Origin of the sequence: Falsiroseomonas stagni DSM 19981 (assembly GCF_900114315.1) — a bacterium.
In the GTDB taxonomy this organism is placed as follows: domain Bacteria; phylum Pseudomonadota; class Alphaproteobacteria; order Acetobacterales; family Acetobacteraceae; genus Falsiroseomonas; species Falsiroseomonas stagni.
This window is the reverse complement of sequence record NZ_FOSQ01000020.1, coordinates 50,134-74,056: the sequence shown is the minus strand read 5'-3', so window position 1 is coordinate 74,056 and position 23,923 is coordinate 50,134. Positions and strand designations below refer to the sequence as shown.

The following is a 23,923-nucleotide window of genomic DNA, read 5'->3' as shown; positions in this document are numbered from 1 at the left end:
GTTGCGCTGCACCAGGCGGTCGGGGCTGCGCTCGCCATGCGCGGCGCCGGTCACCTCGCCCACCTCCAGCTCCATCAGGCGCTGCGCGGCGAAGCCAATCATCTCGCGCAGGAAGGTCGCGTCGGAGCCCTTCTCGAGCATCTGCCGAAGGGCAATCTTGTCATCGGTCATCGCGGTCGCTCCAAGGTCAGGGGTTGCAGGTCTCGACAACCCAACCCTACCGAAGATCACCGCGGTGGCCGCCCGGGGCGCTCCGCTCCGCTCAGCCATGGGGCTTCGCTACGCGCCCCGGGCTCTGGACCTCCTACACCACCACCCGGGACACGACCCAATGCCGGCCTCGCTCCCGATGCCAGGAGGTGTCGACACGCTGCGTGAGGGTGGGTCGGTACCGAGAAGCGGTCTTCTGGCGAGCGCTGGGGAGCTTTGGATAGCTGCCGCGCGGTCTGGAATTGCGACAGATGACAGCCCGCCCATGAGAGGTCTCCGTGTTCGAAGACGCATCCTGCATTAATATAGGAAAATATTCAAGAACAAAATAAGAACTCTACATCTGTGCAAATGCTATAGCCTCCCCCAACGCTTGCCGCACAAGGGCCACGGTAGACAGCCCAAACCCGATCACTGCCGGTTGGGGCTGCCAAGGGTATTCGTCATGAGGAAACTAGCCACTGTGGCCCTGATGAGCGAAGGAGGGGCGCTCCGTTGGATGGCTTTGCGTAGGTTCGTGCTCGGCTTCGACGCGAGGCTGCGCGAGCCAGAGCGAAAAGCAGCGCAGCGGTGCGAACCAGAGCGAAATTGGCGGAGAGGGTGTCTGCCAAGCGTAAATCTACCACCGTCTATGGCGCTCCACGAACACCAAGAGAAAAGCCATATTCTCCCAATGTTTCCGCGTTCTCATGTCTCCCGGCATCTACGCTTGCCTACCTCCATCCATGCTCTAGTGTGGGAATAGGCGTGGGAACGATCCGAGGCGTTCCCACGCCGCCCCCGAAACTCCGGCGAAGCCTCCGGGGTGGTTAGCGGGGAGCGGCGATCCCGGTGGAGATGCGAGCATGGGCGACCTCACCACGACCGGCTTGAAGGCAAAGCTGGCCGCGCTGGCAAAGTCTCCGGCTGCGGCGCCGGTTCGGATTGGCGATGGCGGGGGGCTGCATCTGCTGGTGAAGGCGAACCAGGCCGGCGGCGGGGTGTGGGTGCTTCGCTACACCTATGGCGACAAGCGCCGCGACATGGGCCTGGGCGCCTATCCGGCGGTAGGGCTGGCCGAAGCCCGCGACGCTGCCGAGGATGCCCGAAAGTTGCTGCGCGCTGGTGTTGATCCACTAGCCGCCCGTGAAGCCGCCAAGGCCGAGCAAGCACGGGCGGCGGCGGAGGCGGAGGCGAAAGCCGTCACGTTCCGAGACGCCGCAACGGCGACGGTGGCGGCGAAGCGGGACGGATGGAGCAACCCGAAACACGCCGCGCAATGGCTGGCGACCCTGGAACAACACGCCTTTCCGAAGATCGGGAATACCGCCGTCGCGGAGATTGACCTTGCGGCGGTGCTGAGTGTGCTTCGCCCGATCTGGCCGTTGGTGCCGGAGACGGCTTCGCGGCTGCGCCAACGGATTGAAGCCGTGCTGGACCTCGCCCGCGTTCGGGGCTGGCGCGCTGGTGAAAACCCTGCCCGGTGGCGCGGGCTGCTGTCCGAGGAATTGCCACCGCCGCGCCGGGTTAAGCGGGTGGAGCATCGCCCGGCGCTTCCCTGGCAACAGGTTCCCGCCTTTTGGACGGCGCTAGCGGAGGTTCAAGGCATGGGCGCCGCTGCCCTCCGCTTCGCCATTCTCACCGCTGCCCGCACGGGCGAGGTTCGCGGCATGACGTGGCGGGAATTGGATATGGAGGGCGGTCTATGGAGCGTGCCCGGCGCCCGCATGAAGGGCCGGCGGCTGCATCGCGTCCCGCTATCGGCTGCCGCCCTCGACGTGTTGCGGGCGGTGCGGCCGAGCAAGCCGCGCGGCGATGCACTCGTATTCCCGAACACCAACGGCGATCCGATTAGCGACATGACGGTTTCGGCGGTGGTGCGCCGCATGAATGAGCCGGTCGAGGGCGACGAAGCCGATGCGCTGCCGCGCTGGCGCGACCATGAAGGCCGCGCGGTGGTGCCGCACGGTTTCCGCAGCACGTTCCGCGATTGGGCCGGGGAGACGCGGCCCGAAGGAAGTCAGGTTGTGGAGCGGGCGCTTGCCCATGCTGTTCGCGACAAGGTGGAAGCGGCTTATGCGCGTTCCGATCTGCTGGAAAAGCGCCGCCCTCTTATGGATGCCTGGGCAGCGTGGTGTCTCCGGCCGGCTGGCGCGGCGGTGGTGCAGAACCTCGACGTGGAGCGGGCGAAGCGCGGGCGGAAGGCGAAGGCGGCGGGCTGAGAGACGGAACACGCGGGCGGCGCCATGCGTGTTTCCCACCCGGTTTCTTGAAAGCATGTCGGGCGGTGTCGGGATTGTCGGGATAATGGCCGTTTTCTGCGGCTTTCCGGCTGCTGGCGCCATGTCGGGTGGTGTCGGTATGTCGGGATTGGGGATGCAAATAGGTGCAGCGGCCCGCGTTGCGCGCCTTCGTTCCGGGGAACGGGCGGAATCTCCGGAAAACCGCGCCTTCAACAAGCGATTCCGGCCCGGTATATTGCGGCTACTGGCGGCTTCGGGGGCTTGGTGCACTGGCGCTGACACCGGAAGGCATCGGTAGGTTCGGGGCAAATCAAGCCATTAAGGCATGAGGCGCCAAAAACCCCCTCTCGGGGGGCATCTGCGATGCGCTGCGGCGCTCAAAGATAGCCCCCCCACGGCTGGAACCCGTGGAGGGGCCGGGCTTGATCGGAAACATCAAGGGCGACCTGAGCCGCCGACGCGCACTTTACGCCATCCCCCGGCGCGACCGCTAGCCGGAACCCGACAACGTGACGCGAAGGCATTTGGGCGCCCCATAGGGGCATCCGTGAACGATAACGCATATCTATCAACCGTGGACTTCTGCGCCCGCTATCGCATTGCGGCGCGCACCCTGAGCCGACTTCATGCCATGGGCGAGGGACCGCCGGCCTTGCGGCTTTCCCCGCGCCGGGTGGTGTATCGGCTGGCGGAGGCGGAGGCATGGGCCGCTGCCCGTGAAACCGCAGCACGACGCAAGCCGGAGACGGTGGCGGGGGTGGCGTAATGACCGCGCCGGTTCCCACCGACCGCAAGGCCGCACGCCGCGCGCGCCGTGCCGAGCTACGCGCCACCGCCCCCGATCCGCTGCTGAGTGCCGAGGAAGCCGCCGCCGAGTCCGGCCGCGCTATCTCGACGTTTTGGCGGGACGTAAAACGCGGAACCCTACCCGCCCCGTATTACGTCACGCCGCGCTGTCCGCGCTGGCGCTTGTCGGAATTGCGGGCGGTGGTGGAGGCGGCGCCGCGTGCGCCGAGGGCGGCATGATGCGCGCTGCCCTGCTGGCGCTGGTGACGCCATTGGCGGCGCTGGTCGCGCTTCTGTTGCTGGCGGCTGCGCTGCGGCTGCTGGCGTTTCCCGCCCTGTAATGAAAACCGCCGGGCGCGAGGGCGACCCGGCGGCGGAAGGCTTGTGGTTACGCGGTGGTGACGCCCGCAGAATACCACGCCGCGCTTTCCGTGCCACGCCCTAGCTGCGCCCGGTCCCTCGATAGGACCGCGCAATGCAACATCACGTTGAAGGCCGGAGCGGCGACGATGCGCGCCCTTCGCGCTGCGCTACCTGCGGCCGGCGCCATCGCCCGCGCCGCGCCAAGGTGCCCGCCACGTTCCCCCTTTTCGATTGGGTAGCGCCACCGCCGCGCCGCACGCCAACGGGCGCGCGGATCGTGCTGCGGCATGACTTGGCCGACGCGGACGGGCTGCCGCGCGCCTGCCTTGCAATTCCGGGCCGGCGCCTGCCGCTGGCCTTCCCGTCAATGCCGGCGGCGCTTGCCGCCCTTCAAGAAATGGAGGCCGCTAATGCTGGCCGCTGACACCACCGACCCGCACGCCATCACGCTCGCTACCTCCCGTGGCCGGCGCCTCTGCAAAACCCGCCACGCTGACGGAACCGCGACCGATTACGACCTGGCGCGGGTGCTGGACCTCGACACCGCGATTGCGCCCGACCTCGACGCCCTGGCCGCGCTTCTGCACCACCTGGCCGAGCGGCGGGATACATGCGTTTTGCGGGGCGCGATCCTCGCCAATAATCACGCGCGCGGGCAGCGGCGCTTGTTGCATCGCGACCCGAAAACCGGCGACGCGCCGACCATGGGCGAGTGTGCACGCGCATGGCTGGCGTTGGACCTCGACGGGCTACCGCTGCCATCCGGTGCCGATCCGCGCGACTTGGCAGGCTGCGGTGCCATAGCGCGCGCCGCGTTGCCTACTGCCTTCCACGATGTCGCCTGCATCGTATGGGCGACCGCATCGCACGGCTTCAAACCCGGCGCACGGCTGCGCCTCTGGTTTCTGCTGTCCCGCGCGCTGTCTGGTTTTGAGTGCAAGCGGTGGCTTCATGATGCGCCGGTTGACCGGAGCGTGTTCGGTGCGGTTCAGCCGATCTACACGGCGGCGCCGGCCTTCATCGGCATGTCGGACCCGCTGCCTTCCCGGCTGGTGACGCTGCCCGGTGCGACGGTGGTAACTGCGCCATCGGCTGCCGCCCTGGCGCCTCTGGCAAGGCCGCTGATGCCCTTCCGCCCCACGCCTGCGTCATCCGGTGCCGGAACCGCCCGCTATGCCTCTACCGCCCTCGCAAGGGCTGCGGCGGCGGTGGCGCGGGCTAGCGAGGGCGCGCGGCATCCGACCGCTTTAGCGGAGGCATGGGGTCTAGCTCGATTGGTGGCACGCGGGCTGCTGGCGGAAGCGGACGTGGCGCGCGCCCTCGACGGCGCTTTGCAGATGGCGGGAAAGCCGGCCGGGGAGGGCGCTGCGATTGCCGTATGGGCGGTGGCGCATCGCACGGGAGGGGCAGAGTGATGGACGCGATGCGCGACACGGCGGCGCCCGACGCCGCGACCAGCGCGACCAGCGCGGACGACACCACCGACCCGGCGGCGGCATTGCGGGCGGCGGCGGCGCGGGCTGCCGATATGGACAACGCTGAATGGCTGGCGGCGCGTAAGGCGGAGGCGAGGCGGCTTGGCGTGGCGGCGGCGGACCTCGACGGGCTGCGCCGCGATGTGCTGCGCCAGCGCGACGCGGAGGCGCGGGAAGGCGCCGACGCGGCCGAGCCGGAACCGGAGGCCGGGCCTTCCATGGGCGCCGATCCCGACGCCCTTACGGCGCTGGTCGCGCGCCTGGCCGACCTGGCGCCTCTGGCGCGGGAGGTAGAGATGCGCGGCGCCGTCGCCAGCGTGCCGGGGCTTACCTTGCGGGCGCTGTCGGCCGAATTGAAGCGGGAGGCGGCGCGGCGACGGGCGATTGCGGAGGAAGCGATGCGCGCCGCCGGCCCGCCGGGCGATGGTGAGACGCATTGGCCGTTCGGTTACATCATGCGGCCGGATGGCCTGTTCTGCGACGGCGGCGACGATGCGCCGCCGCTGCGCCTCTGCGACGCCTTTGAAGTGTTGGGCGAGGCGAGGAATACGGCCGGCGAGGATTGGGCCTTGTGGCTGCGCTGGCGGGATGGCGACGGCCGGCCGCACCTTTGGGCAATGCCGGCCCGCATGACGATGGAAGCGCCCGGCGTATTGGAAGCGGAGATGGTTCGGCGCGGGCTGCGCGTGGATGCGGACCCTACCGCCCGGATGCGGCTTCGATCATTCCTGAGCGGCGTTCGCGCGGGTGGTCGCGTCACGCTGGTAGCCCGCGCTGGTTGGCATGGAGACGCCTTCGCGCTGGCCGATGGTGCCGTCATCGGGAAGCCGCCGGAACCGCTGGTGATGGAACGCCAAAGCGAGGCCGGCGCCGCCGCTGTCGCGATGGCGGGCGACCTCGACGGGTGGAAGGCGGAAGTTGCCGCGCTGGCGGTAGGGAATGACCTGCCGGCCTTCTGTCTAGCCGCTGCCTTCGCGGGGCCGTTGCTCGACGTGGCCGGGGAGGATGGCGGCGGCTTCCACCTATTCGGCAAATCCAAGGCCGGAAAAACCAGCGCGGCGCAGATGGCGGTTTCCGCCTGGGGGCCGCCGACCAAGGCCGGCGCGCTGCGCGATTGGCGGGCGACGGCGAACGGGCTTGAAGCCGCTTGCGCGGAGTCGGGCGACGGGCTGCTAGCCCTCGATGAAATACATCAGGCCGATCCGCGCGAGGTTGCCGGCGCCATTTACGCAATGGCGAACGGTGCCGGGAAAGGCCGGATGGCGCGCGACCTCACGGCGCGGCGGCGCAGCACCTGGCGGACCTTCATCCTTTCCACGGGTGAGGTGGACGTGCCGACCGTGGTGGAGCGCACGGGCCGCAAGATGCCGGAGGGTGCGGCGGTGCGGTTGCCGTCCCTACCGATCCCGGACGCCGACGCATGGCCTAACCGGCATGGCTACGCGGATCGGGGCGCGATGCTGGCGGCGCTCCATGGCGCTTTGCGGAAGCACCACGGGACGGCGGCGCGGGCTTTTCTGGCGCATCTGGCGGAGGCGCGGCGGGAGGATATGGCTGGCTTGCTGGCGATGCTTGCCGGGATGCGGGACCGCTTCGCGGCGGCGCTGCCGGCCGGCGCTGATGTGCAAGTGCGGCATGTCGCGCGCGCCTTCGCGCTGGCGGCGACGGCCGGCGAGATGGCGACGCGGTGGGGGGTGCTGCCCTGGCCGGCGGGCGAGGCATCGCGCGCTGCGCTGGCCGTCATGGCGACATGGATGGACCGGCGCGGCGGTGCAGATGCGGGCGAGGATGGGGCAGCGCTGGTGAGGCTGCGCGCCTTCATCGCAGCGCATGGGGCAAGCCGGTTTGAGACGCTGGAAGCGAGCTTCGCCACCGGGGAGCCGGTGCCAGTTGACCAGCGCACCATAAACCGCGCCGGCTGGCGGGAGCGGAGGGAAGGCGGGTGGCGTTACTTCATCACGCGGGAGGCGTGGCGCTCGGAAGTATTCGCGGACGCCGATCCCACGGCGGCGGCGCGCGCCCTGGCCGATGCCGGCGCCATCCAGCGCGGCGACGGGCGGAACCTCACCGTGTCCAAGGTCATCCAGGGTGAAGGCAAGGTGAGGGTCTATGCCGTAACGCCCGGCATCCTGGCGGCGGGAGCGGCCGAGGCGTAGCGCGAAGCCCGCCGCCAATCCCGACATTCCGACCGATCCCGACACGGGCGGAATACGCGGAAAGCGGCGGGCTACAGCGGTTATCCCGACAATCCCGACCTCTCCCGACACCACCGCGCGCTTCCGACCGGAGATGCGCGCCACGGTGCCGGGTAGTGCCTGCCGCCGATCTGGGCGCGGGAGGGAGGGGCGACGTGCCTCAACACCTGAATTGCGGATGGATGCGGACACGGGCGGAAGCGGTTTCGGCGCCGGTAGTCCGTAGAGGTTGCGCCCCCCCATGGCTAGGCGAGGCCGGAGCTTCACGGTTCTGCGCGAATGGGGCGAGGGACGCGGCGGGAGGGACCTGCACGGGGCGGGAAATCAAAACGGATTTTCAACAGAGGGGAAAAAATCTGCGCGTGGCATCGGATGCGGTCCTGGCCGCTGGCGGTCTCAAAGAAATGGGTCCCCCCCCGGCTAGGCTGGGCCGAAACCTCGCGGTTTATCGGAACCGGGCAGGGGGCGCGGTTCCTGTCGGATGATCTGGGAAGGATCGGGTATCCCCCCGGCGGGTCCTCCCCACCGTAAGTGTGGCGCAGCGGTTCGGCCGGCGCCACCGCGCCAGGTTCCGCCGCCGCCTAGGGGTTCCTCCCCACCAATCGGGGAACGTGATGCTACGCCTCGACGGCCATGCCTCTGCCGCGACGATGCCGTTTGAACCCCTGCCGGTGGCGCACGGTGGAAGGACCCGCGCTACCGGCGCGCGGCGTGCCAATCCACTACCGTCTATGACCATCCTCGAACGGGTGTGGGAACCAGCGTGGGAATGGTCTAGGGAAGCGCCCGTAAAGTATTGAACTATATGGGGGCGCTGGCGGAGAGGGTGGGATTCGAACCCACGGTAGGCTTGCACCTACTTCGGTTTTCGAGACCGACGCGATCGACCACTCCGCCACCTCTCCGCAGGCGGTGGCGCCGTATAGTCACGGGCGCGGCGCGGCGCAACCTCCCGCCGCCGCTTCCCGTTGACTCATGCCAAGGGGCGCCGCTATACGCTGCGCCCTCCGGCGTACCGGGTTTACACCCCAGGACCGCCGGCGGTCAGACATGGCCGCAACGTCACCATACCTCCGGGCGGTACCGCCCAGAAGCACCGGACCCCGAAAGCCCGAGCGCGAACATGACCTATGCAGTGATCCGCACCGGCGGCAAGCAGTACCGCGTCACCCCTGACGCCGTCCTGACCGTCGAGAAGCTCGAGGCCGAGCCGGGCGCCACCATCACCTTCCACGACGTCCTGGCCCTCGGCACGGATGCCGGCCTGACCGTCGGCGCGCCGACCGTGCCGGGCGCCACCGTGACCGCGGTGGTCGAGGCCCAGACGCGCGGCGACAAGGTGATCATCTTCAAGAAGCGCCGCCGGAAGAACAGCCGGCGGAAGAACGGCCACCGCCAGATGCAGACCGTGCTCCGCATCTCCGCGATCGCGGCCGCCTGAGCAAGAAACAGGAAGCACCCTCATGGCACACAAGAAGGCAGGCGGTTCGTCCCGCAACGGTCGCGACTCCGCGGGCAAGCGCCTCGGCGTGAAGCGCGGCGACGGCCAGCTGGTCCAGGCCGGCAACATCCTGGTGACGCAGCGCGGCACGAAGATGCTGGCGGGCCGCAACGTCATCGTCGGCCGCACGCATTCGCTGCACTCGATCGTCGACGGCCACGTGAAGTTCGAGCGCAAGGCCGAAGGCCGCGTGCAGATCTCCGTCACGCCGCTCGCGGTCGCCGCCGAGTAATAACCCCCGCCATCCCGGCGAGGTCGAGGACGGGGGCCCCAGGGCCCCCGTTCGCATTTCCAGGGGATGGCGGCCGCACGGTGCCGGCGATACGCCCGGGCCGGGAAGAACCGCCATGAAGTTCCTCGACGAAGCCAAGGTCCATGTGAAGGCCGGTGACGGCGGCGATGGCGTCATCGCCTTCCGGCGCGAGAAATACATCGAGTTCGGCGGCCCCGATGGTGGCAATGGGGGCAAGGGCGGGGACGTGATCATCGAGGCGGTGGACGGCCTCAACACCCTGATCGACTATCGCTACGCCCAGCATTTCAAGGCGCGCAAGGGCGGCAACGGCGCGGGCAGCGACCGCACCGGCGCGGGGTCCGACGACGTCATCATGAAGGTCCCTGTCGGCACCCAGATCCTGGACGAGGACAAGGAGACGCTGCTGGCGGACCTGACCGAGGTCGGCCAGCGGGTGGTCATCGCCCGCGGCGGCGATGGCGGGCATGGCAATGCCATGTTCAAGACCTCCACCAACCGCGCGCCGCGGCGGGCCGACAAGGGCTGGCCGGGGGAGGAGCGGTCGATCTGGCTGCGCCTCAAGCTCATCGCCGATTCCGGCCTGGTGGGGCTGCCGAACGCCGGAAAATCCACCTTCCTCTCCGTCGTCTCCGCCGCCAGGCCGAAGATCGCGGACTACCCCTTCACCACCCTGCACCCGCAGCTCGGCGTCGTGCGGCTGCAGCCGGATGGGCGGCCGACGCCGGACGGGTCGCTGGAATTCGTGCTGGCGGACATCCCGGGGCTGATCGAGGGCGCGCATGAGGGCGCGGGGCTGGGGGACCGGTTCCTCGGCCATGTGGAGCGCTGCGCGGTGCTCCTGCACCTCGTGGACGGGACGGCGGCCGATCCCGCCAAGGCCTACCGCATCATCCGCGAGGAACTGGCGGGCTATGGCGGCGGCCTGGCGGAGAAGCCGGAAATCGTGGCGCTGAACAAGTCGGATGCGATGACGGCGCAGGCCACCACCTCGCGCCTCAAGGCGCTGTCCCGCGCCGCGGGGAAGCCGGCGCTGCTCGTCTCCGGCGCTACCGGGGATGGCGTGGCCGCGGTGCTGAAGGCGCTCTACGCGGAGATCCTGGCGAACCGCCAGCGCTGACCGCCAGGCGCCGACCCCCCCGGCGCGGCGTGGCGACAACCCCTTCCGGAAGGCCGCGGTGGCGCAGCCCTGCGCCGCTTGCGCTGCCGTTTTGATGCAACAGGGCCGGTTTGATGCCTTAACGGGGCCTCGCAATCTATTGGATTATCGCACAAACGCATATTGAATACTTTTATACTGGACGCGCTACCGTGAGTTGTGGCCTCACAGACCCGCGAGCGCATCACGGCGCCGTGATAGGACGAGGACCGGACCCCGATGGGCACGACCACCGACATCAATCCGACGCCGCTCGACATGACGGGTTGGAACACTGTCTTCTTCGATGGCTTCAACGGCTCCCAGCTCGATTGGCAGAAATGGCCGATCACCTATGGCGGGTCGATGTACTGGAACGGTGCCTTCTACTGGGATGGCAGCCAGGTCACGGTCGGCAACGGCGAACTCACCATCGGGATGGACAAGCAGGCGAACGGGATCTGGTCCGTCGGCGGGCTGAGCAGCGCGCCCTATGCCGGCGCGCCGGATGGCCAGGGCAACGGATTCCTCTATGGCCGCGTCGAGATCCGCGCCAAGGCGAGCGTGGAGGTCACGGGTGCCGGGCCCTGCTTCCTGCTCTGGCCGACCTCCAATGACCATTGGCCGCCGGAGGTGGACATCCTGGAGACGCCGGCCAGCGGCAACGGCATGTTCACCAACCACTGGCAGGGGCCCGCCGGCAACAACGACGACTGGTATGCCAGCTACGAATTCCCGCTCGATCACAGCCAGTGGCACACCTACACGCTGGACTGGTTCCCGGATCGCATGACGCTCTATGTCGATGGCAAGGCGGTCTACACGACGACGCAGAACATCCCGCATGAGCGGATGTCGGTCGGGCTGCAGGGCCATGTCGGCACGGCGACGGATGGCTGGTACGGGTCGCCCAACGCGTCGGGCGTCAACAGCCTGGACATCAGCGTCGATTGGGTCCGGGTGTCGCAATTCACGGGGAGTGTGACTCCCCCGCCGGTCACGCCGGCGCCCGTTGTCACGAACCTCACCCTCACCGGCACCGCGGGCGATGATGCGCTGGCGGGTGGTGCAGGGGCGGACACCATCGGCGGCGGCGCTGGCAGCGACGACCTCCAGGGCGGCGCCGGCGATGACCGGCTGGCGGGCGGGGCGGGCGATGATGGCCTGACGCTCGGTGCCGGCGCGGATGTCGTCGTCTTCACCAAGGGCGATGGTGTCGATTGGGTGGTGGATTTCACGCCCGGCACGGACAGGCTGGAACTGCACGGCTTCGCCGCCGCGCAGGTTTTCACCAAGGCGGCCAGCTACTGGGGCATGGCGGGGCTCGATGTCCTGCTGCCGAACGGGGAGAAGCTGTTCCTCCAGGGCGTCACCGCGCTGGGCGCCAGCGACCTGGTGCTGAAGGACGTGCCGGTGGCGGCACCGTCGGGCCTAGTGCTGGCCGGCACGGCGGGGAATGACACGCTGAAGGGTGGTGCGCTGGCGGACAGCCTCTCCGGCGGGGCGGGCCATGACTACCTCCAGGGCTTCGCCGGGCACGACACGCTGGCCGGTGGTGCGGGGAATGACGTGCTGCTGGGCAATGATGGCCATGATCTGCTGCTGGGCGGCGATGGCGACGACCAGCTGCGCGGCCACGCCGGCAGCGACATCCTGACCAGCGGCTTGGGCGTAGACCGCGTCTACATCGCGAAGGGCGATGGGCAGGACCGCGTGACGGACTTCACGCTGGGCACCGACAAGGTCGTGCTATCCGGCATCACGGCGGCGGACGTGACGGCGAAGGTCGCGGTGGTGTCCGGCATCGCCGGCCTGCAACTGACGCTGACGGACGGCACCTCGCTGTTCCTGGAGGGGCTCAGCGCCGTGACGGCGAAGCAGCTTGGCCTGTCCGGCAGCTTCGCGGCGGGCGGCACCGCGCTGCCGGCGACGACGGCGACGGTCCTGGGCACGGCGGGGGATGACTGGCTGAAGGGCGGCACGGGGGCGGATGATCTGCAGGGCGGCGCCGGGTCGGACGACCTCCAGGGGCTGGGGGGCAATGACGTGCTGCGCGGCGGGCTTGGCGATGACGGGCTGACGGGCGGGGCGGGGGCGGATCTGTTCGTCTTCGCGAAGGGGGATGGGCAGGATTGGGTCGTCGATTTCGCCCGCGGCACGGACCGGCTGCGCCTGGAAGGCTACGCCATGGGCGACCTGGCCCAGGCGGTGGAGACGCGCTGGGGGATGGCGGGGCTGGCCATCGACCTCGGCACCGGGGGGGATGAGGTGTTCCTCCAGGGCGTCACCGCGGTGCTGACAGGCACGGATATCGTCTTCGCGTGAGGCGCCAGCCCGGTGCCGGAAGTCGCTGAAAACCCGTGCCGGGGGCCTTGCGGGGCCGCCGGCAGGGGCGGGGCGGCGGCCCCCCCTGGCCATTGCCGGGGTTGCCAAGCGCGCCGATCCGAGTCTTTGGTGGGGCATGACGACATCGATCCTCGGGTTCCGGCTCCTGCCGGCTGCCCTGGCCCTCGCATGTCTCGTCCCCCTCAACGCCCAGGCCTTCGAGCCTCAGCGTGGGGACGCGGCGGTTTATTCAACGCGCTTCCAGGGCCGTCCCATGGCCAATGGCGCCCGATTCGATACCCAGGCCCCCACGGCCGCGCATCTGCACCTGCCTCTCGGCACCCGCGCCCAGGTCACGAATCTGCGGACGGGGGCGACCACGACCGTGACCATCACCGATCGCGGGCCGCATACGCGCGGCCGGATCATCGACCTGTCGCCGCGGGCGGCGCGGGAGATCGGCTTCCAGACCGGCGTGGTGCCGGTGGAGATCCGGCCGGTCGGGAACACCCGGGTGGCGCAGCGCTGACAGTCGGGCGGGGCGGGCCTGTCCCGTCCCGGCGCCCCCATGCTACGCCCCTGGCACCATGCAGACCGCTCCCCTCCATCCCGATCTCCGTACCGCGCGCCGCGTGGTCGTGAAGATCGGCTCCGCCCTTGTCGTCGATGATCGCACCGCCACGCCGCGCGCCGCCTGGCTGGCCGGCGTGGCGCAGGATGTCGCGGCGATGCGCGCGCGGGGCGTGGAGGTCATCCTCGTCTCCTCCGGCGCCATCGCCCTGGCGCGCCGCGCGCTGGGCCTGACGCGGAAGAAGCTGCGGCTGGAGGAGAAGCAGGCCGCGGCCGCGGTCGGGCAGATCCGCCTGGCGGGCGCCTGGGCGGAGGCGCTGTCCGCCGTCGGCCTCAACGCCGCGCAGCTCCTCCTCACGCTGGAGGATAGCGAGGATCGGCGCCGCTACCTCAATGCCCGCGCCACGCTCGGCACGCTGCTGGCGCTGGGCTGCATCCCCGTGATCAACGAGAATGACACGGTGGCGACGGCCGAGATCCGCTTCGGCGACAATGACCGCCTGGCCGCCCGGGTGGCGGAGATGGTGGAGGCCGATGCGCTGGTGCTGCTGTCCGACATCGACGGCCTCTACACCGCCGATCCGCGCAGCAACCCGGACGCCGCCCACCTGCCCGTGGTGCCCCACCTGACCGAGGAGATCATGGCCATGGGGGGGGAGCCGCCGCCCGGCTATTCCTCCGGCGGCATGCGCACCAAGCTGATGGCCGCGAAGATCGCGACCGGCGCGGGCTGCGCCATGGCCATCGCGCTCGGCAAGCAGGACCGGCCGCTGGCCGCCATGGAACAGGGGGCGCGCTGCACCTGGTTCCTGCCGGAAGGGGAGGGGCGGTCCGCCCGCAAGCGCTGGATCGCCGGCAGCCTGGCGCCACTCGGCGTGCTGGTGGTGGATGCGGGCGCGGCCCGCGCGCTCGCGCGCGGATCGTCGCTGCTGCCGGCCGGGGTGCGGGCGGTGGAGGGAAACTTCGGGCGCGGCGATGCCGTCTCCGTCCGCGACGAAGGCGGGCATGAACTGGCCCGCGGCCTGTCGGCCTATGACGCCGATGCGGCGCGGCTGATCGCCGGCCATCGCAGCGAGGAGCTGGAAGCGATCCTCGGCTGGCGCGGGCGCGACGAGATCATCCACCGCGACGATCTGGTGGTGCACCAGCCCGCGGGCGCCGCGCGGGACTGATGCCAACGGCCGCTTGCAGCGGCCCGTTGGTATTCCTTGTTTCGTGCCTCAATCGCCGGCGCCCGCTCGGCGGGCTTGGCTTCGTTGTGCCAGCGGCGCGCCTTCGGCGTGACGCAGTTGCGGCGGGCGCCCTTCGGCGCCTCGGCCGGCCGCAGGCCATTCCATCGTGCCGTCGGCATGCGCCGCGCGCGGCAGGGCCCTGGCTCCGGCCTCACGATTCCGTCAGCACCTGCTGGTTGTCTGTCCGCAACGGTGGGGCTCGGGCATCCTGCGGGCACTTCCGGCGGGGAGGGCCCGATGACGATCCTGTCCAGCAGCACCCCCGTTTCGGCGGTTCCGCTGACGGACAATGCGCTGGTCAATGCCCTGATCGTCGGCAGCAAATGGGGCGGCGGCGCCGGCAGCGGCGTCAGCCTGACCTACAGCTTCATCACCTCCTCCAGCCTGTTCGACACGACCTACGGCAACACGCTCTACCCGAACGCCGCACCCTTTTACGGCGCCGGCGTCTTCACCACGCCGATGCAGGCGGCGACTCGCGCGATCCTCGCCGACCTGTCGCGCGTCGTCGGCATCGACTTCACGGAGGTGGCGGATGCCGGATACGGCGCGGGGGAGATGCGCTTCGGCCTGACCGGCTACATCGAAGCGGGCTCGGCGGCCTATGCCTACTACCCCAACGCCAACGAGGCCGGTGGCGATGTCTGGGTCGCCAACCGTGCCAGCGAGACCACCGGCGTCACGCCTGGCAGCTACAACTACCTGATCCTGGTGCATGAGATCGGGCACGCGCTCGGCCTGAAGCATTCCTTCGAGGCGCCGGTCCGGCTGCCCGCCGCGCTCGACAATCGCGGCGTCACGGTCATGTCCTATAGCGCCCCTCCCGGCGGGATCGAGGCCGCGACCTTCCTGCCGCTGGACCTGCTGGCGCTGCAGGTGATCTACGGCCGGAACATGGGCACGGCGACCGGCGATGACCGCTACGTGCCGACCGCCTTCGGGGGCGGGATCCGCACGATCTGGGACGCCGGCGGCACCGATACCTTCGACTTCTCCGCCAGCGGCGCCAGCCTGTCCGTCAGCCTGGAACCCGGGACGGTGCGGGGGAGCGGCGTGCCCTATGCCATCGCCTACGACAGCTGGATCGAGATCGCCATCACCGGCAATGGCCACGATACGGTGGAGGGCAATGCGGCGGACAACCGGATCCATGCCGGGGCTGGGCAGGATTCGCTGCGCGGGCAGGACGGCAACGACGTGCTGGATGGCGGCTTCGGCCATGACACGCTGCGCGGCGATGGCGGTGACGACTTCATCCTGGCCGGCTTCGGGCGCGATGCCGTGGCCTATGCCACGCCATCCACCGGGGCCGCCTGGCGGCGCAACACCGATGGCTCCGTCACCGTGGAGGCGGAGGGGGTGGACCTGCTGCATGGGGCGGAGGCGCTGCACTTCACCGATCGCCGCATCGGCCTGGTGCAGCCGCTGGGGCGGGACCTCGATGGCGATGCGCGCGGCGACCTCATCATGCGGCGCGGCAGCGACGGCACGCTCGGCGCCTTCGTCTTCGGGGCGGGGGGCGCGGTGGCGGGCAGCGTCGCCATCCCGGTCGCGGGGGCGCAGCTGCTGGCCACGGCCGATGTCTCCGGCGATGGCGTGGCGGAGTTGCTGTGGCGGCTGCCGGGCGGGGCGGGGCTGCGCTTCGGCACGATCGGCAGCGCCAGCGCGCCGACGCTGTTCGACCCCGGCGCCAACTGGACGGTGCAGGCCACCGGGGACCTGGATGGCGACACGCGCGCCGACATCGTCTGGGGCAATGCCAGCGGGCAGAGCTACATCTGGCTGATGGACGGCACCGGCGGCGTGTCCCGCCACCAATGGCTGGATACGCCGGGCACGGGATGGACCATCCAGGGCATCGCCGATGCGGATGGGGACGGGCGCGGCGACATCATCTGGCGCCATGCCAGCGGCGTGTTCTGGACCTGGCTGATGGATGGCACGGCCATCGCCGGGAATGGCGGCCAGCCGAGCCCCGGCCCGTCCTGGCAGGTGCGGGGCCTCGGTGACCTGGATGGCGATGCGCGGGCGGATGTGGTCTGGCAGAACGCCGATGGCATGGTCTGGGCCTGGCTGATGGACGGGCCGGTCGCCGCGCGCAACGCGCCGATCGGCAATCCCGGCGCGGCCTGGAGCATCGCCGCGGTGTCCGACATCACCGGCGACGGTCTGGCCGACATCGTCTTCCGCAACGCCAACGGCCTGTCCTGGTACTGGGCGATGCAGGGCACGGGGATCGCCGGCAATGGCTACGTCGCCAACCCCGGCATCGACTGGAGTGTCATCCCGGGCTGAGCGCGCCCCGCAGCCGTGCCGCCAGCGCCGCCAGCGCATCCCGCAGCGCCGCCGCATCCTCCCCGGCATGGCAGGCCAGCGCCGGGAAGATCGCCGCCGCCTCGCCCTCCATCGCGCGGCCGCGCGGCGTCAGCGCGATCCGCACCTGGCGTTCATCCGCCGCATCCCGCGCGCGCTTCAGCAGGCCCGCGGCCTCCATCCGCTTCAGCAGCGGCGTCAGCGTGCCGGAATCGAGGCCGAGGCGGCCGCCGATCTCCTTCACCGCCAGGCCATCGCCTTCCCACAGCAGCAGCATGACCAGGTATTGCGGGTAGGTGAGGCCGAGCGGCTCCAGCAGCGGGCGATAGGCCGCGGTGAAGGCGTGGTTGGCCTGGTAGACGGCGAAGCAGAGATTCTCCTCCAGCCGCCGGCAGCGCGTGGGATCGGTCATCACGAAGCCTCTATCACCGACATATGGCGGCGTCCAATTCTATTGTGCGCGATTAAATAGTGTACTACTGGTTCGCCATCAGCAGAGGAGGGGCCCATGCCCGTCGATGTGAAATACAGCACCCAGGCGACCGCGAATGGCGGCCGCGATGGCCGTTCCCGCACCGCGGATGGCGCGCTCGATGTCACGCTCTCCACGCCGAAGGAACTCGGCGGCGCGGGTGGTCCGGGCAACAACCCGGAGCAGTTGTTCGCCGCCGGCTATGCCGCCTGCTTCCTGGGCGCGATGAAGTTCGTCGCCGCGCAGGACCGCCGGAAGGTGCCGGATGAGGCGACCGTGACGGCGACGGTCGGCATCGGCCCGCGCAGCGAAGGCGGCTTCGGCATCACCGCCGCGCTGGCCATCAGCCTGCCGGGCTGGGAGAAGGCGGAGGCCGAGGCGCTGGTCGCCAGGGCGCATCAGGTCTGCCCCTATTCCAACGCCACGCGCGGCAATGTGGATGTCGGCCTGACGGTGGCCTGAATCGGGGCGGCTTCATCCCGCTGGTTCCGTCGCCTAGAAGGGACGGAAACAACGGGAGTGAACGCCGATGCCGCGCCTGACGCGCCGTGCCCTGATCGCCACCGCAGCCCTGCCCCTGGCTGTTCCTGCCCTTGGGCCAGCCCTGGCGCAGGAGGGGTTCCCGAACCGCTCCATCCGCATCGTCGTCGGCTTCACGCCGGGTGGCGCGACCGACATCGCGGTGCGCGCCTTCGGGCCGCGGATGGGGGAGATCCTGGGCCAGGCCATCGTGGTGGAGAACCGGCCCGGCGCCGGCGGCAACATCGCGATGGAGGCGGTGGCGCGCGCGCCGGCGGATGGGCACACGCTGCTGCTGGGCACCATCGGCACGCTGGTGATCAACCCGATGGTGATGCGCATGCCGGTCGATCCGCTGCGGGACCTGCTGCCGGTCTCCATCGCGGTCGACCTGTTCAACATCCTCGTCGTGCCGATGGACCGGCCGTGGCGGAGCGTGGCGGATCTGGTGGCCGCGGCAAAGGCGGCGCCCGGCACGCTGTCCTGGGGCCATAGCGGCATCGGCGCATCGCCGCATCTGTCCGGGCTGATGCTGGATCGCCTCGCGGGGATCGAGACCATCGGCGTGTCCTATCGCGGCGGCGCGCAGGTGGCGACGGACCTGCTGGCCGGCCGCATCGACTATTCCTTCGCGACGGCGCCTTCCGTGATGCAATACGTGGAGACGGGGCGACTGCGCGCGCTGGCCGTGCCGACGGCGCAGCGGTCCCGCCTGCTGCCGAATGTGCCGACGGTGGCGGAAGGCGGCGTGCCGGGCTTCGATGTCGCGTCCTGGTACGCCATCACCGCGCCGCGGGGCACGCCCGATGCCATCGTCAACCGCCTGTCCGACGCCATGCGCCAGGCGCTGGGAGATGCGGAGGTGATCGCGACGCTGAACCGCAACGGGCTGGAGCCGATGGCGACCACCCCCGCTCAATTCGCCACCGCCTGGCAGGCGGAACGCGTGAAGTGGGAACCCGTGATCCGGTCCGGCAACATACGCGTGGAGTAGGTCATCCGGTTGCGCGGCGCGGCTGGCGGCGCGACCATCCCGCGACTGAACGGGAGATCACCGATGCGCGCCTTTCACCTGGCCGCCGCGCTGTCGCTACTGGCCGCGCCGGCCCTGGCCCAGACCACGCTGCGCATCGGCATCGGCGCCGATCCGAATGTGCTGGATCCCGCGCAAAGCGGCAGCTTCGTGGAGCGCGTGGTCTTCTCCGCGCTCTGCGACAAGCTGGTGGATGTGGGGCCGGATCTGCAGTTCCGCGCGGAACTCGCCACCGCCTGGGCCTGGGCGCCGGATGGCCTGGCGCTGACGCTGACGCTGCGGGACGGCGCGCGATTCCATGACGGCAGCGTGATCGATGCCGCGGCGGTGAAGGCGAACCTCGATCGCTACCGCACCGCGCGGGAAAGCCGCCGGCGCTCGGAACTGCGCCAGGTGAGCGAGGTGCAGGTGGTGGATGCGCGCACCGTGCGCCTGGTGCTGAGCGAGCCTTTCGCGCCGCTGCTCTCCGTGCTGTCGGACCGCGCGGGCATGATGCTGTCCCCCGCCGTGCTGCCGATGGCGGAACGCATCGGCGAAAATCCCGTCTGTTCCGGCCCCTATCGGCTGACGCGCCGCGTGGCGCAGGACCGGATCGAGATGGAGAAGCATGCGGGGCACTGGAACGCCGCGAACATGCATGCGGACCGGCTGGTCTTCCTGCCGATCCCCGACAACAATGTCCGCCTGCTGAATCTGCGCGGCGGGCAGCTCGACCTGATCGAGCGCGTGGCGCCGTCCGATCTTCCGGCCGCCGAGCGCGACCGGCGCATCCGCGTGGTGGCGGGGCCCTCCATCGCCTACCAGACCATCAGCTTCAACATCGCCGGCGGCCCGCTTGCGCAGCGGCCGATTGGTGCCGACCGGCGCGTGCGGGAAGCCTTCGAGCTTTCGATCGATCGCGCCATCATCAACCAGGTCGCGATGGAAGGGCGCTTCACGCCGAACAACCAGCCGGAAGCACCGGGCACGCCCTACCACTTCGCGGACCTCGCCGCGCCGGCGCGCGACCCGGCGCGCGCGCGCGCGCTGCTGCGCGCGGCGGGGCATGACCGCGTGGCCTTCACGCTGAAGGTCGCGAACCAGCCGATGGAAACGCAGATCGCGACCATCATCCAGTCCATGGCCGCGGAAGGCGGCTTCGACGTGAAGATCGAGACGCTGGAAGCGAGCACCATGGTCGCCTCCACCGTGCGCGGCGACTACGAGGCCGCGATGGCGATCTGGTCCGGCCGCCCCGATCCCGATGGCAACATCAGCTTCTGGCTGGCCTCCGACGGTTTCCTCAACTGGGGCAAATACGCCAACCCGCGCCTCGATACGCTGTTCGCGGAAGCGCGCGCGGTGACGGACACGGCGCGGCGCCAGGCGCTGTACCGCGAGGCCGCGGGAATCTGGATGGCGGAACGGCCGCACATGATGCTGTTCCACTATCGCTGGTTCTGGGCGATGCGCGCCGGTGTGGAAGGGTTTGAGCCGAGCCCGGACGGGATCATCCGGCTGGCGGGGCTGCGTCTGCCGCGGTAGCGCGCGCGCTGGGGAAGAGGACGCTGTCCTCTTCCCCAGACCCCATCACCTGCCAAGGGCCAGCGGGCCCTTGGAACCCCTGTGATTGGACGGTGAGGGAAGGGGCACCGAAGGCGCTCATGTCGGGCGCGACCGCGATGCCCCTTCCCTCATCGTCCAAAACCTCCCGGTCCAGGGTCCGGTTGGACCCTGGCGGGGTGAGGTGTGGAGAGGGGCAGCGCCCCTCTCCACGGCGCAACCTCAGCCACGCGCGCCGAAGGCCTGCAGCCGCGTCGTGTAGGCGTTGCCCGTCGCCGGCACCCACACCGTGTCCGAGTTCTCGCCCGTGCCGACCTGCACCGGCACCTGGCCGGGGCGCGGGGCCTGCGTCAGGTTCTGGTCGAGGTAGGTCACGGTCGCCTCGCCACGGCTGTTGTACTGCGTCGTGACGCGGCCGCCGCCGAGGATGTTGCTGCTGCCCGCGGGGCCGTATTCGACCGAGGAGTTCTCCCCCGTGCCGACGCTGCGCGGATAGGACACATCCTGCGCCAGCACGGGGGCGGCGGCGAGGAGGCCGGTGGCGAAGACGGCGGCGGCGATGCGGTTGATGGTGCTCATGATACTGTTCCTTACTCTCTGCAATCGAAGCGGGGCGGATCGTTGGGTCCGTCATCCAGTGCTTCGTTGTTGAGCCCAAGATGGTTCCGCCGGCTTGTTCACGCCAATCGCGCGACCGCATCGCGGACATTCGCGCGGCTGATGGCACAGGCCCGTGAGCTTCCCTTGCAGGGGGTGGAGGCGCTATCCATGCGCGCGGAGGACCTGCCCGCATGAACGCGATCGCCGACGATGTTGCCCAGCTGCTCGATACCGCTGCCTGCGCCGCGCGCGAGGCTTCGGCCGTGCTGGCGACCGCGCCGCGACCGCAGCGGGATGCGGCGCTGATGGCGGCCGCCGCGGCGCTGCGGGCGCGGGCGGATCTGGTGATCGCCGCGAATGCCGCCGATGTCGAAGGCGCGCCGGGGCTTTCGGCGGCGTTCCGCGATCGCCTGCTGCTGAATCCCGCACGCGTCGAGGCGATGGCGCGCGCGGTGGAGGAGGTGGCGGCGCTGCCCGATCCCGTGGGCCGCGTGCTGGCGGAATGGACGCGGCCGAACGGGCTGCTGATCAGGCGCGTGACGCAGCCGCTCGGCGTCATCGGCATGATCTATGAAAGCAGGCCGAATGTCGGCGCGGATGCGGCCGCCCTTTGCCTCAAGGCCGGCAGCGCCGTGATCCTGCGCGGCGGCAGCGAAAGCACGCGCAGCGCGGCGGCCATCCATGGCTGCATGGTGGAAGGGCTGCGCGCCGCGGGGCTGCCGGAGGCCGCGGTGCAGATCGCGCCGACGGCGGACCGCGCCTTCGTGGCCGCGATGCTGCGCGCGGCGGGTCTCATCGACCTCATCATCCCGCGCGGCGGCAAGGGGCTGGTGACGCGCGTGCAGCAGGAAGCGCGCGTGCCGGTGCTGGCGCATGCCGAGGGGCTCTGCCACACCTACATCCACGAAGGCGCCGATCCCGCCATGGCGCGGACGATCCTGGCGAATGCGAAGATGCGCCGCACCGGCGTCTGCGGCGCGACGGAGACGCTGCTGATCGACAGCGCCATCGCGCCGTCTCTGTTGCCGCTGCTGGTCGAGGATCTTCGTGCGCTGGGCTGCGATTTCCGCGCCGATGACCGCGCGCGCGCGATCGTCGCGGACCTCGCCCCGGCGACGGAGGAGGATTTCCGCACGGAATGGCTGGATGCGATCCTGTCGGTGAAGGTGGTGGATGGCGTCGGGCAGGCGCTGGACCATATCCGCCGCTTCGGCAGCGAGCATACGGAGGCGATCGTCACCCAGGATGAAGCGGTGGCCACGCATTTCCTGAACAACCTGGCTTCCGCCGTCGGCATGTGGAATGCGTCCACGCAGTTCTGCGACGGGGGCGAATTCGGCTTCGGCGCGGAGATCGGCATCGCGACGGGGCGGCTTCATGCGCGCGGGCCGGTCGGGCCGGAACAGCTCTGCACCTGGCGCTACCAGGTGATCGGCACGGGGCAGACGCGACCGTAACGCGCGCTCCACAAGCCGGGCGATTGCGGGATAGGATGGCCAGAACCGTCCTGACGGGGAGAGACGCGATGTTCCGCAGCAACGCTGCGTACCGCAGCCTGGCGGCCCTGGCCCTTGCCCTGCTGCCGGGCGTGGCGCTGGCCGCCTGTCCGGATGTGCCATCCGTGGCGCGGCTGGCCTCCGCCATCCTGGACCGGCGCCCGGCGCCGCTGCCGGAGGGCCCGCTCAGCATGGTGGATGCGATCTGCGCGCGGGACCGGCTGGTGGCGGTGCTGGCGCAGCCCTGGGGGGACCAGGTGGGGTGGAAGGTGGGGCTGACCAACCCCGCCGCGCAGGCGCGCTTCGGCGTGCCGCATCCCGTGGCCGGGGCGATCTTCCACGGCACGCTCCGCGCGCGCTCCGGCGCCGAATTCCCGGCCAATTTCGGCATCGTGCCCGCGGTGGAGAGCGACCTGCTGGTGCGGGTGCGGGATGAGGGGCTGAACGAGGCGGGGGATGATCCGGTGGCGCTGCTGCGGCACATCGATGCCGTGATCCCCTTCATCGAATTGCCGGATCTGGTGCATGGCGGCAACGCGCCCTGGTCCGGGCCGCTGCTGGTCTCCATCAATGTCGGCGCCCGCTTCGGGGTGGTGGGGGAGGAGATCACCGCCCAGGCCACGCCCGAATTCGCCGCGGCGCTGGCCTCCATGACCGTGACGCTGGCGGATGACACGCGCGAATTGTCCCGCGCGCCGGGCAGCGCGCTGCTGGGCCACCCGCTGAACGCGTTGGCCTGGCTGGTGCGGGATCTGCGGGAGCAGGGGCGGCGGCTGCGGGCGGGGGATGTGGTGTCGCTCGGCGGCTTCTCCCCGGCGCTGCCGGTGCAGGCGGGGCGCAGCTACACCGCCACCTATGCGGGGCTGGCGGCGGAACCCGTGAGCGTGACGGTACGGATCCGTTGAGCATCAATCCTTGGGGCGACCGTCGCCGCCGGCGGATCGGGCTGCTGGGCGGCAGCTTCAACCCGGCTCATGAGGGGCATCTGCATGTGGCGCGGGTGGTGCGCCGCGCGCTGCGGCTGGACGAGGTCTGGCTGATGGTCTCCCCGGGCAATCCGCTGAAGCCAAGGGCGGGGATGGCGCCCTTCGCACAGCGGCTGGAGAGTGCGCGGCGGATCGCGGATGGGCGGCGGATCATCGCCTCCGACATCGAGGCGCGGCTCGGCACGCGCTACAGCATCGCGACGCTGGCGGCGCTGCGGCGGCGCTTTCCGCGCAGCCGCTTCGTCTTCGTCATCGGGGCGGACAACCTGGTGCAATTGCCGCGCTGGCAGGGCTGGACGCGGCTTGCGGCGCGCAACCCGCTGGCGGTGCTGCCGCGGCCGGGCTGGACAAGACGGGCGCTGGCGGGCAAGGCGGCGCACCGGATGGCGCGCCACCGGCGCCGCCCCCCTGCGTTGCTGTCAGGCGCGTTGTTGTCGGGGGCGGGCCCGGCGCATGCCCCCTGGTCCTTCGTGCCGGCCACCGAGCATGCCGCCTCCGCCACCGCGATCCGGGCGGCGATGCGCGCGGCGTGACGGCTGCCGATGTGCTAGGTTCATCGTTGACGATCGTTCTGGAGAGGAGGCGGCCATCGCCCGCACGCCAAAGACCCCCGCGGACTCCGCCGGGGAAGAAGTGAAGCCGAAGCGCGCGACGAAGCCGAAGGCCGCTGCCGCCAAGGCGCCGGCGAAGGC

General features: G+C 70.3%; 19 protein-coding genes, 1 tRNA gene and 1 pseudogene. 17 read left to right on the top strand and 4 right to left on the bottom strand.

Annotated elements, in window-relative coordinates; genetic code table 11:
- Positions 1 to 171: pseudogene (locus tag BM041_RS30285) on the bottom strand (IS256 family transposase); the annotation flags it as partial.
- A gap of 884 nt (positions 172 to 1,055) precedes the next feature.
- Here BM041_RS30285 and BM041_RS27860 point away from each other — a divergent pair.
- From BM041_RS27860 to BM041_RS27850, 4 genes are all read left to right on the top strand, one after another.
- The gene (locus tag BM041_RS27860; protein WP_092963194.1) at positions 1,056 to 2,411 is read left to right on the top strand and encodes a tyrosine-type recombinase/integrase; all 1,356 of its coding nucleotides are present in this window, start codon (positions 1,056 to 1,058) and stop codon (positions 2,409 to 2,411) included.
- Between the two features lie 652 nt (positions 2,412 to 3,063).
- Complete coding sequence (locus BM041_RS31980) at positions 3,064 to 3,198, top strand: hypothetical protein (RefSeq protein ID WP_281244713.1); 135 nt, start codon at positions 3,064 to 3,066, stop codon at positions 3,196 to 3,198.
- A 793-nt stretch (positions 3,199 to 3,991) separates the two neighbouring features.
- Positions 3,992 to 4,996, top strand: a complete 1,005-nt coding sequence (locus BM041_RS27855) for a hypothetical protein (protein ID WP_092963193.1) — start codon at positions 3,992 to 3,994, stop codon at positions 4,994 to 4,996.
- Complete coding sequence (locus BM041_RS27850; RefSeq protein ID WP_092963192.1) at positions 4,996 to 7,212, top strand: DUF927 domain-containing protein; 2,217 nt, start codon at positions 4,996 to 4,998, stop codon at positions 7,210 to 7,212. Before BM041_RS27855 ends, BM041_RS27850 begins: the two co-directional genes overlap by 1 nt.
- A gap of 854 nt (positions 7,213 to 8,066) precedes the next feature.
- On the opposite strand, the gene BM041_RS27845 is transcribed toward BM041_RS27850, so the two are convergent.
- Positions 8,067 to 8,156, bottom strand: a tRNA-Ser gene (locus tag BM041_RS27845).
- A gap of 218 nt (positions 8,157 to 8,374) precedes the next feature.
- On the opposite strand from BM041_RS27845, the gene rplU reads away from it, so the two are divergent.
- From rplU to BM041_RS27810, 7 genes are all read left to right on the top strand, one after another.
- Positions 8,375 to 8,692, top strand: coding sequence for a 50S ribosomal protein L21 (gene rplU / locus BM041_RS27840; RefSeq protein ID WP_092963191.1), 318 nt, complete (start codon positions 8,375 to 8,377; stop codon positions 8,690 to 8,692).
- Positions 8,693 to 8,714: 22 nt separating this feature from the next.
- Positions 8,715 to 8,984 carry a 50S ribosomal protein L27 gene (gene rpmA, locus BM041_RS27835; RefSeq protein WP_092963190.1) on the top strand — a complete coding sequence of 90 codons (270 nt, stop codon included), beginning with the start codon at positions 8,715 to 8,717 and terminating at the stop codon, positions 8,982 to 8,984.
- 115 nt (positions 8,985 to 9,099) lie between these two features.
- Entirely contained in the window at positions 9,100 to 10,125 is a 1,026-nt protein-coding gene (gene obgE, locus BM041_RS27830) for a GTPase ObgE (protein WP_092963189.1), read from the top strand.
- Positions 10,126 to 10,383: 258 nt separating this feature from the next.
- Positions 10,384 to 12,468: a family 16 glycosylhydrolase gene (locus tag BM041_RS27825; RefSeq protein ID WP_092963188.1), complete on the top strand. Its 2,085-nt coding sequence runs from the start codon at positions 10,384 to 10,386 to the stop codon at positions 12,466 to 12,468.
- A 166-nt stretch (positions 12,469 to 12,634) separates the two neighbouring features.
- Complete coding sequence (locus BM041_RS31620) at positions 12,635 to 12,997, top strand: septal ring lytic transglycosylase RlpA family protein (protein WP_342713823.1); 363 nt, start codon at positions 12,635 to 12,637, stop codon at positions 12,995 to 12,997.
- A 58-nt stretch (positions 12,998 to 13,055) separates the two neighbouring features.
- Positions 13,056 to 14,210 carry a glutamate 5-kinase gene (gene proB, locus BM041_RS27815; protein WP_092963186.1) on the top strand — a complete coding sequence of 385 codons (1,155 nt, stop codon included), beginning with the start codon at positions 13,056 to 13,058 and terminating at the stop codon, positions 14,208 to 14,210.
- 297 nt (positions 14,211 to 14,507) lie between these two features.
- Entirely contained in the window at positions 14,508 to 16,565 is a 2,058-nt protein-coding gene (locus BM041_RS27810) for an FG-GAP-like repeat-containing protein (RefSeq protein WP_175534217.1), read from the top strand.
- Here the strand turns inward: BM041_RS27810 and BM041_RS27805 are convergent.
- Complete coding sequence (locus BM041_RS27805) at positions 16,552 to 16,995, bottom strand: MarR family winged helix-turn-helix transcriptional regulator (RefSeq protein ID WP_092963184.1); 444 nt, start codon at positions 16,993 to 16,995, stop codon at positions 16,552 to 16,554. The genes BM041_RS27810 and BM041_RS27805 overlap by 14 nt on opposite strands.
- Positions 16,996 to 17,091: 96 nt before the next feature.
- On the opposite strand from BM041_RS27805, the gene BM041_RS27800 reads away from it, so the two are divergent.
- The 3 genes from BM041_RS27800 to BM041_RS27790 all read left to right on the top strand — a co-directional run bounded on the left by BM041_RS27800 (position 17,092) and on the right by BM041_RS27790 (position 20,131).
- On the top strand, positions 17,092 to 17,517 hold the full coding sequence (locus BM041_RS27800; RefSeq protein WP_092963183.1) for an organic hydroperoxide resistance protein: 426 nt from the start codon (positions 17,092 to 17,094) through the stop codon (positions 17,515 to 17,517).
- Positions 17,518 to 17,584: 67 nt separating this feature from the next.
- Positions 17,585 to 18,568, top strand: coding sequence for a Bug family tripartite tricarboxylate transporter substrate binding protein (locus tag BM041_RS27795; RefSeq protein ID WP_092963182.1), 984 nt, complete (start codon positions 17,585 to 17,587; stop codon positions 18,566 to 18,568).
- A 63-nt stretch (positions 18,569 to 18,631) separates the two neighbouring features.
- Entirely contained in the window at positions 18,632 to 20,131 is a 1,500-nt protein-coding gene (locus BM041_RS27790) for an ABC transporter substrate-binding protein (RefSeq protein ID WP_092963181.1), read from the top strand.
- 240 nt (positions 20,132 to 20,371) lie between these two features.
- Here the strand turns inward: BM041_RS27790 and BM041_RS27785 are convergent, their stop codons facing one another.
- Positions 20,372 to 20,728 carry a hypothetical protein gene (locus BM041_RS27785; protein ID WP_092963180.1) on the bottom strand — a complete coding sequence of 119 codons (357 nt, stop codon included), beginning with the start codon at positions 20,726 to 20,728 and terminating at the stop codon, positions 20,372 to 20,374.
- Between the two features lie 212 nt (positions 20,729 to 20,940).
- Between BM041_RS27785 and BM041_RS27780 the strand changes: the two genes are divergently transcribed.
- From BM041_RS27780 to BM041_RS27770, 3 genes are all read left to right on the top strand, one after another.
- Positions 20,941 to 22,206, top strand: coding sequence for a glutamate-5-semialdehyde dehydrogenase (locus BM041_RS27780; RefSeq protein ID WP_092963179.1), 1,266 nt, complete (start codon positions 20,941 to 20,943; stop codon positions 22,204 to 22,206).
- A 68-nt stretch (positions 22,207 to 22,274) separates the two neighbouring features.
- Positions 22,275 to 23,150, top strand: coding sequence for a 2-keto-4-pentenoate hydratase (locus BM041_RS27775; RefSeq protein ID WP_092963178.1), 876 nt, complete (start codon positions 22,275 to 22,277; stop codon positions 23,148 to 23,150).
- Positions 23,147 to 23,764 carry a nicotinate-nucleotide adenylyltransferase gene (locus BM041_RS27770; RefSeq protein ID WP_092963177.1) on the top strand — a complete coding sequence of 206 codons (618 nt, stop codon included), beginning with the start codon at positions 23,147 to 23,149 and terminating at the stop codon, positions 23,762 to 23,764. Before BM041_RS27775 ends, BM041_RS27770 begins: the two co-directional genes overlap by 4 nt.
- Positions 23,765 to 23,923: the final 159 nt, after the last annotated feature.

Excerpts from the sequence above, each read along its gene's own strand:
- BM041_RS27860 (WP_092963194.1), top strand. The coding sequence starts at position 1,056 with ATGGGCGACCTCACCACGACCGGCTTGAAGGCAAAGCTGGCCGCGCTG.
- BM041_RS31980 (WP_281244713.1), top strand. The coding sequence starts at position 3,064 with ATGGGCGAGGGACCGCCGGCCTTGCGGCTTTCCCCGCGCCGGGTGGTG.
- BM041_RS27855 (WP_092963193.1), top strand. The coding sequence starts at position 3,992 with ATGCTGGCCGCTGACACCACCGACCCGCACGCCATCACGCTCGCTACC.
- BM041_RS27850 (WP_092963192.1), top strand. The coding sequence starts at position 4,996 with ATGGACGCGATGCGCGACACGGCGGCGCCCGACGCCGCGACCAGCGCG.
- rplU (WP_092963191.1), top strand. The coding sequence starts at position 8,375 with ATGACCTATGCAGTGATCCGCACCGGCGGCAAGCAGTACCGCGTCACC.
- rpmA (WP_092963190.1), top strand. The coding sequence starts at position 8,715 with ATGGCACACAAGAAGGCAGGCGGTTCGTCCCGCAACGGTCGCGACTCC.
- obgE (WP_092963189.1), top strand. The coding sequence starts at position 9,100 with ATGAAGTTCCTCGACGAAGCCAAGGTCCATGTGAAGGCCGGTGACGGC.
- BM041_RS27825 (WP_092963188.1), top strand. The coding sequence starts at position 10,384 with ATGGGCACGACCACCGACATCAATCCGACGCCGCTCGACATGACGGGT.
- proB (WP_092963186.1), top strand. The coding sequence starts at position 13,056 with ATGCAGACCGCTCCCCTCCATCCCGATCTCCGTACCGCGCGCCGCGTG.
- BM041_RS27810 (WP_175534217.1), top strand. The coding sequence starts at position 14,508 with ATGACGATCCTGTCCAGCAGCACCCCCGTTTCGGCGGTTCCGCTGACG.
- BM041_RS27805 (WP_092963184.1), bottom strand. The coding sequence starts at position 16,995 with ATGACCGATCCCACGCGCTGCCGGCGGCTGGAGGAGAATCTCTGCTTC.
- BM041_RS27800 (WP_092963183.1), top strand. The coding sequence starts at position 17,092 with ATGCCCGTCGATGTGAAATACAGCACCCAGGCGACCGCGAATGGCGGC.
- BM041_RS27795 (WP_092963182.1), top strand. The coding sequence starts at position 17,585 with ATGCCGCGCCTGACGCGCCGTGCCCTGATCGCCACCGCAGCCCTGCCC.
- BM041_RS27790 (WP_092963181.1), top strand. The coding sequence starts at position 18,632 with ATGCGCGCCTTTCACCTGGCCGCCGCGCTGTCGCTACTGGCCGCGCCG.
- BM041_RS27785 (WP_092963180.1), bottom strand. The coding sequence starts at position 20,728 with ATGAGCACCATCAACCGCATCGCCGCCGCCGTCTTCGCCACCGGCCTC.
- BM041_RS27780 (WP_092963179.1), top strand. The coding sequence starts at position 20,941 with ATGAACGCGATCGCCGACGATGTTGCCCAGCTGCTCGATACCGCTGCC.
- BM041_RS27775 (WP_092963178.1), top strand. The coding sequence starts at position 22,275 with ATGTTCCGCAGCAACGCTGCGTACCGCAGCCTGGCGGCCCTGGCCCTT.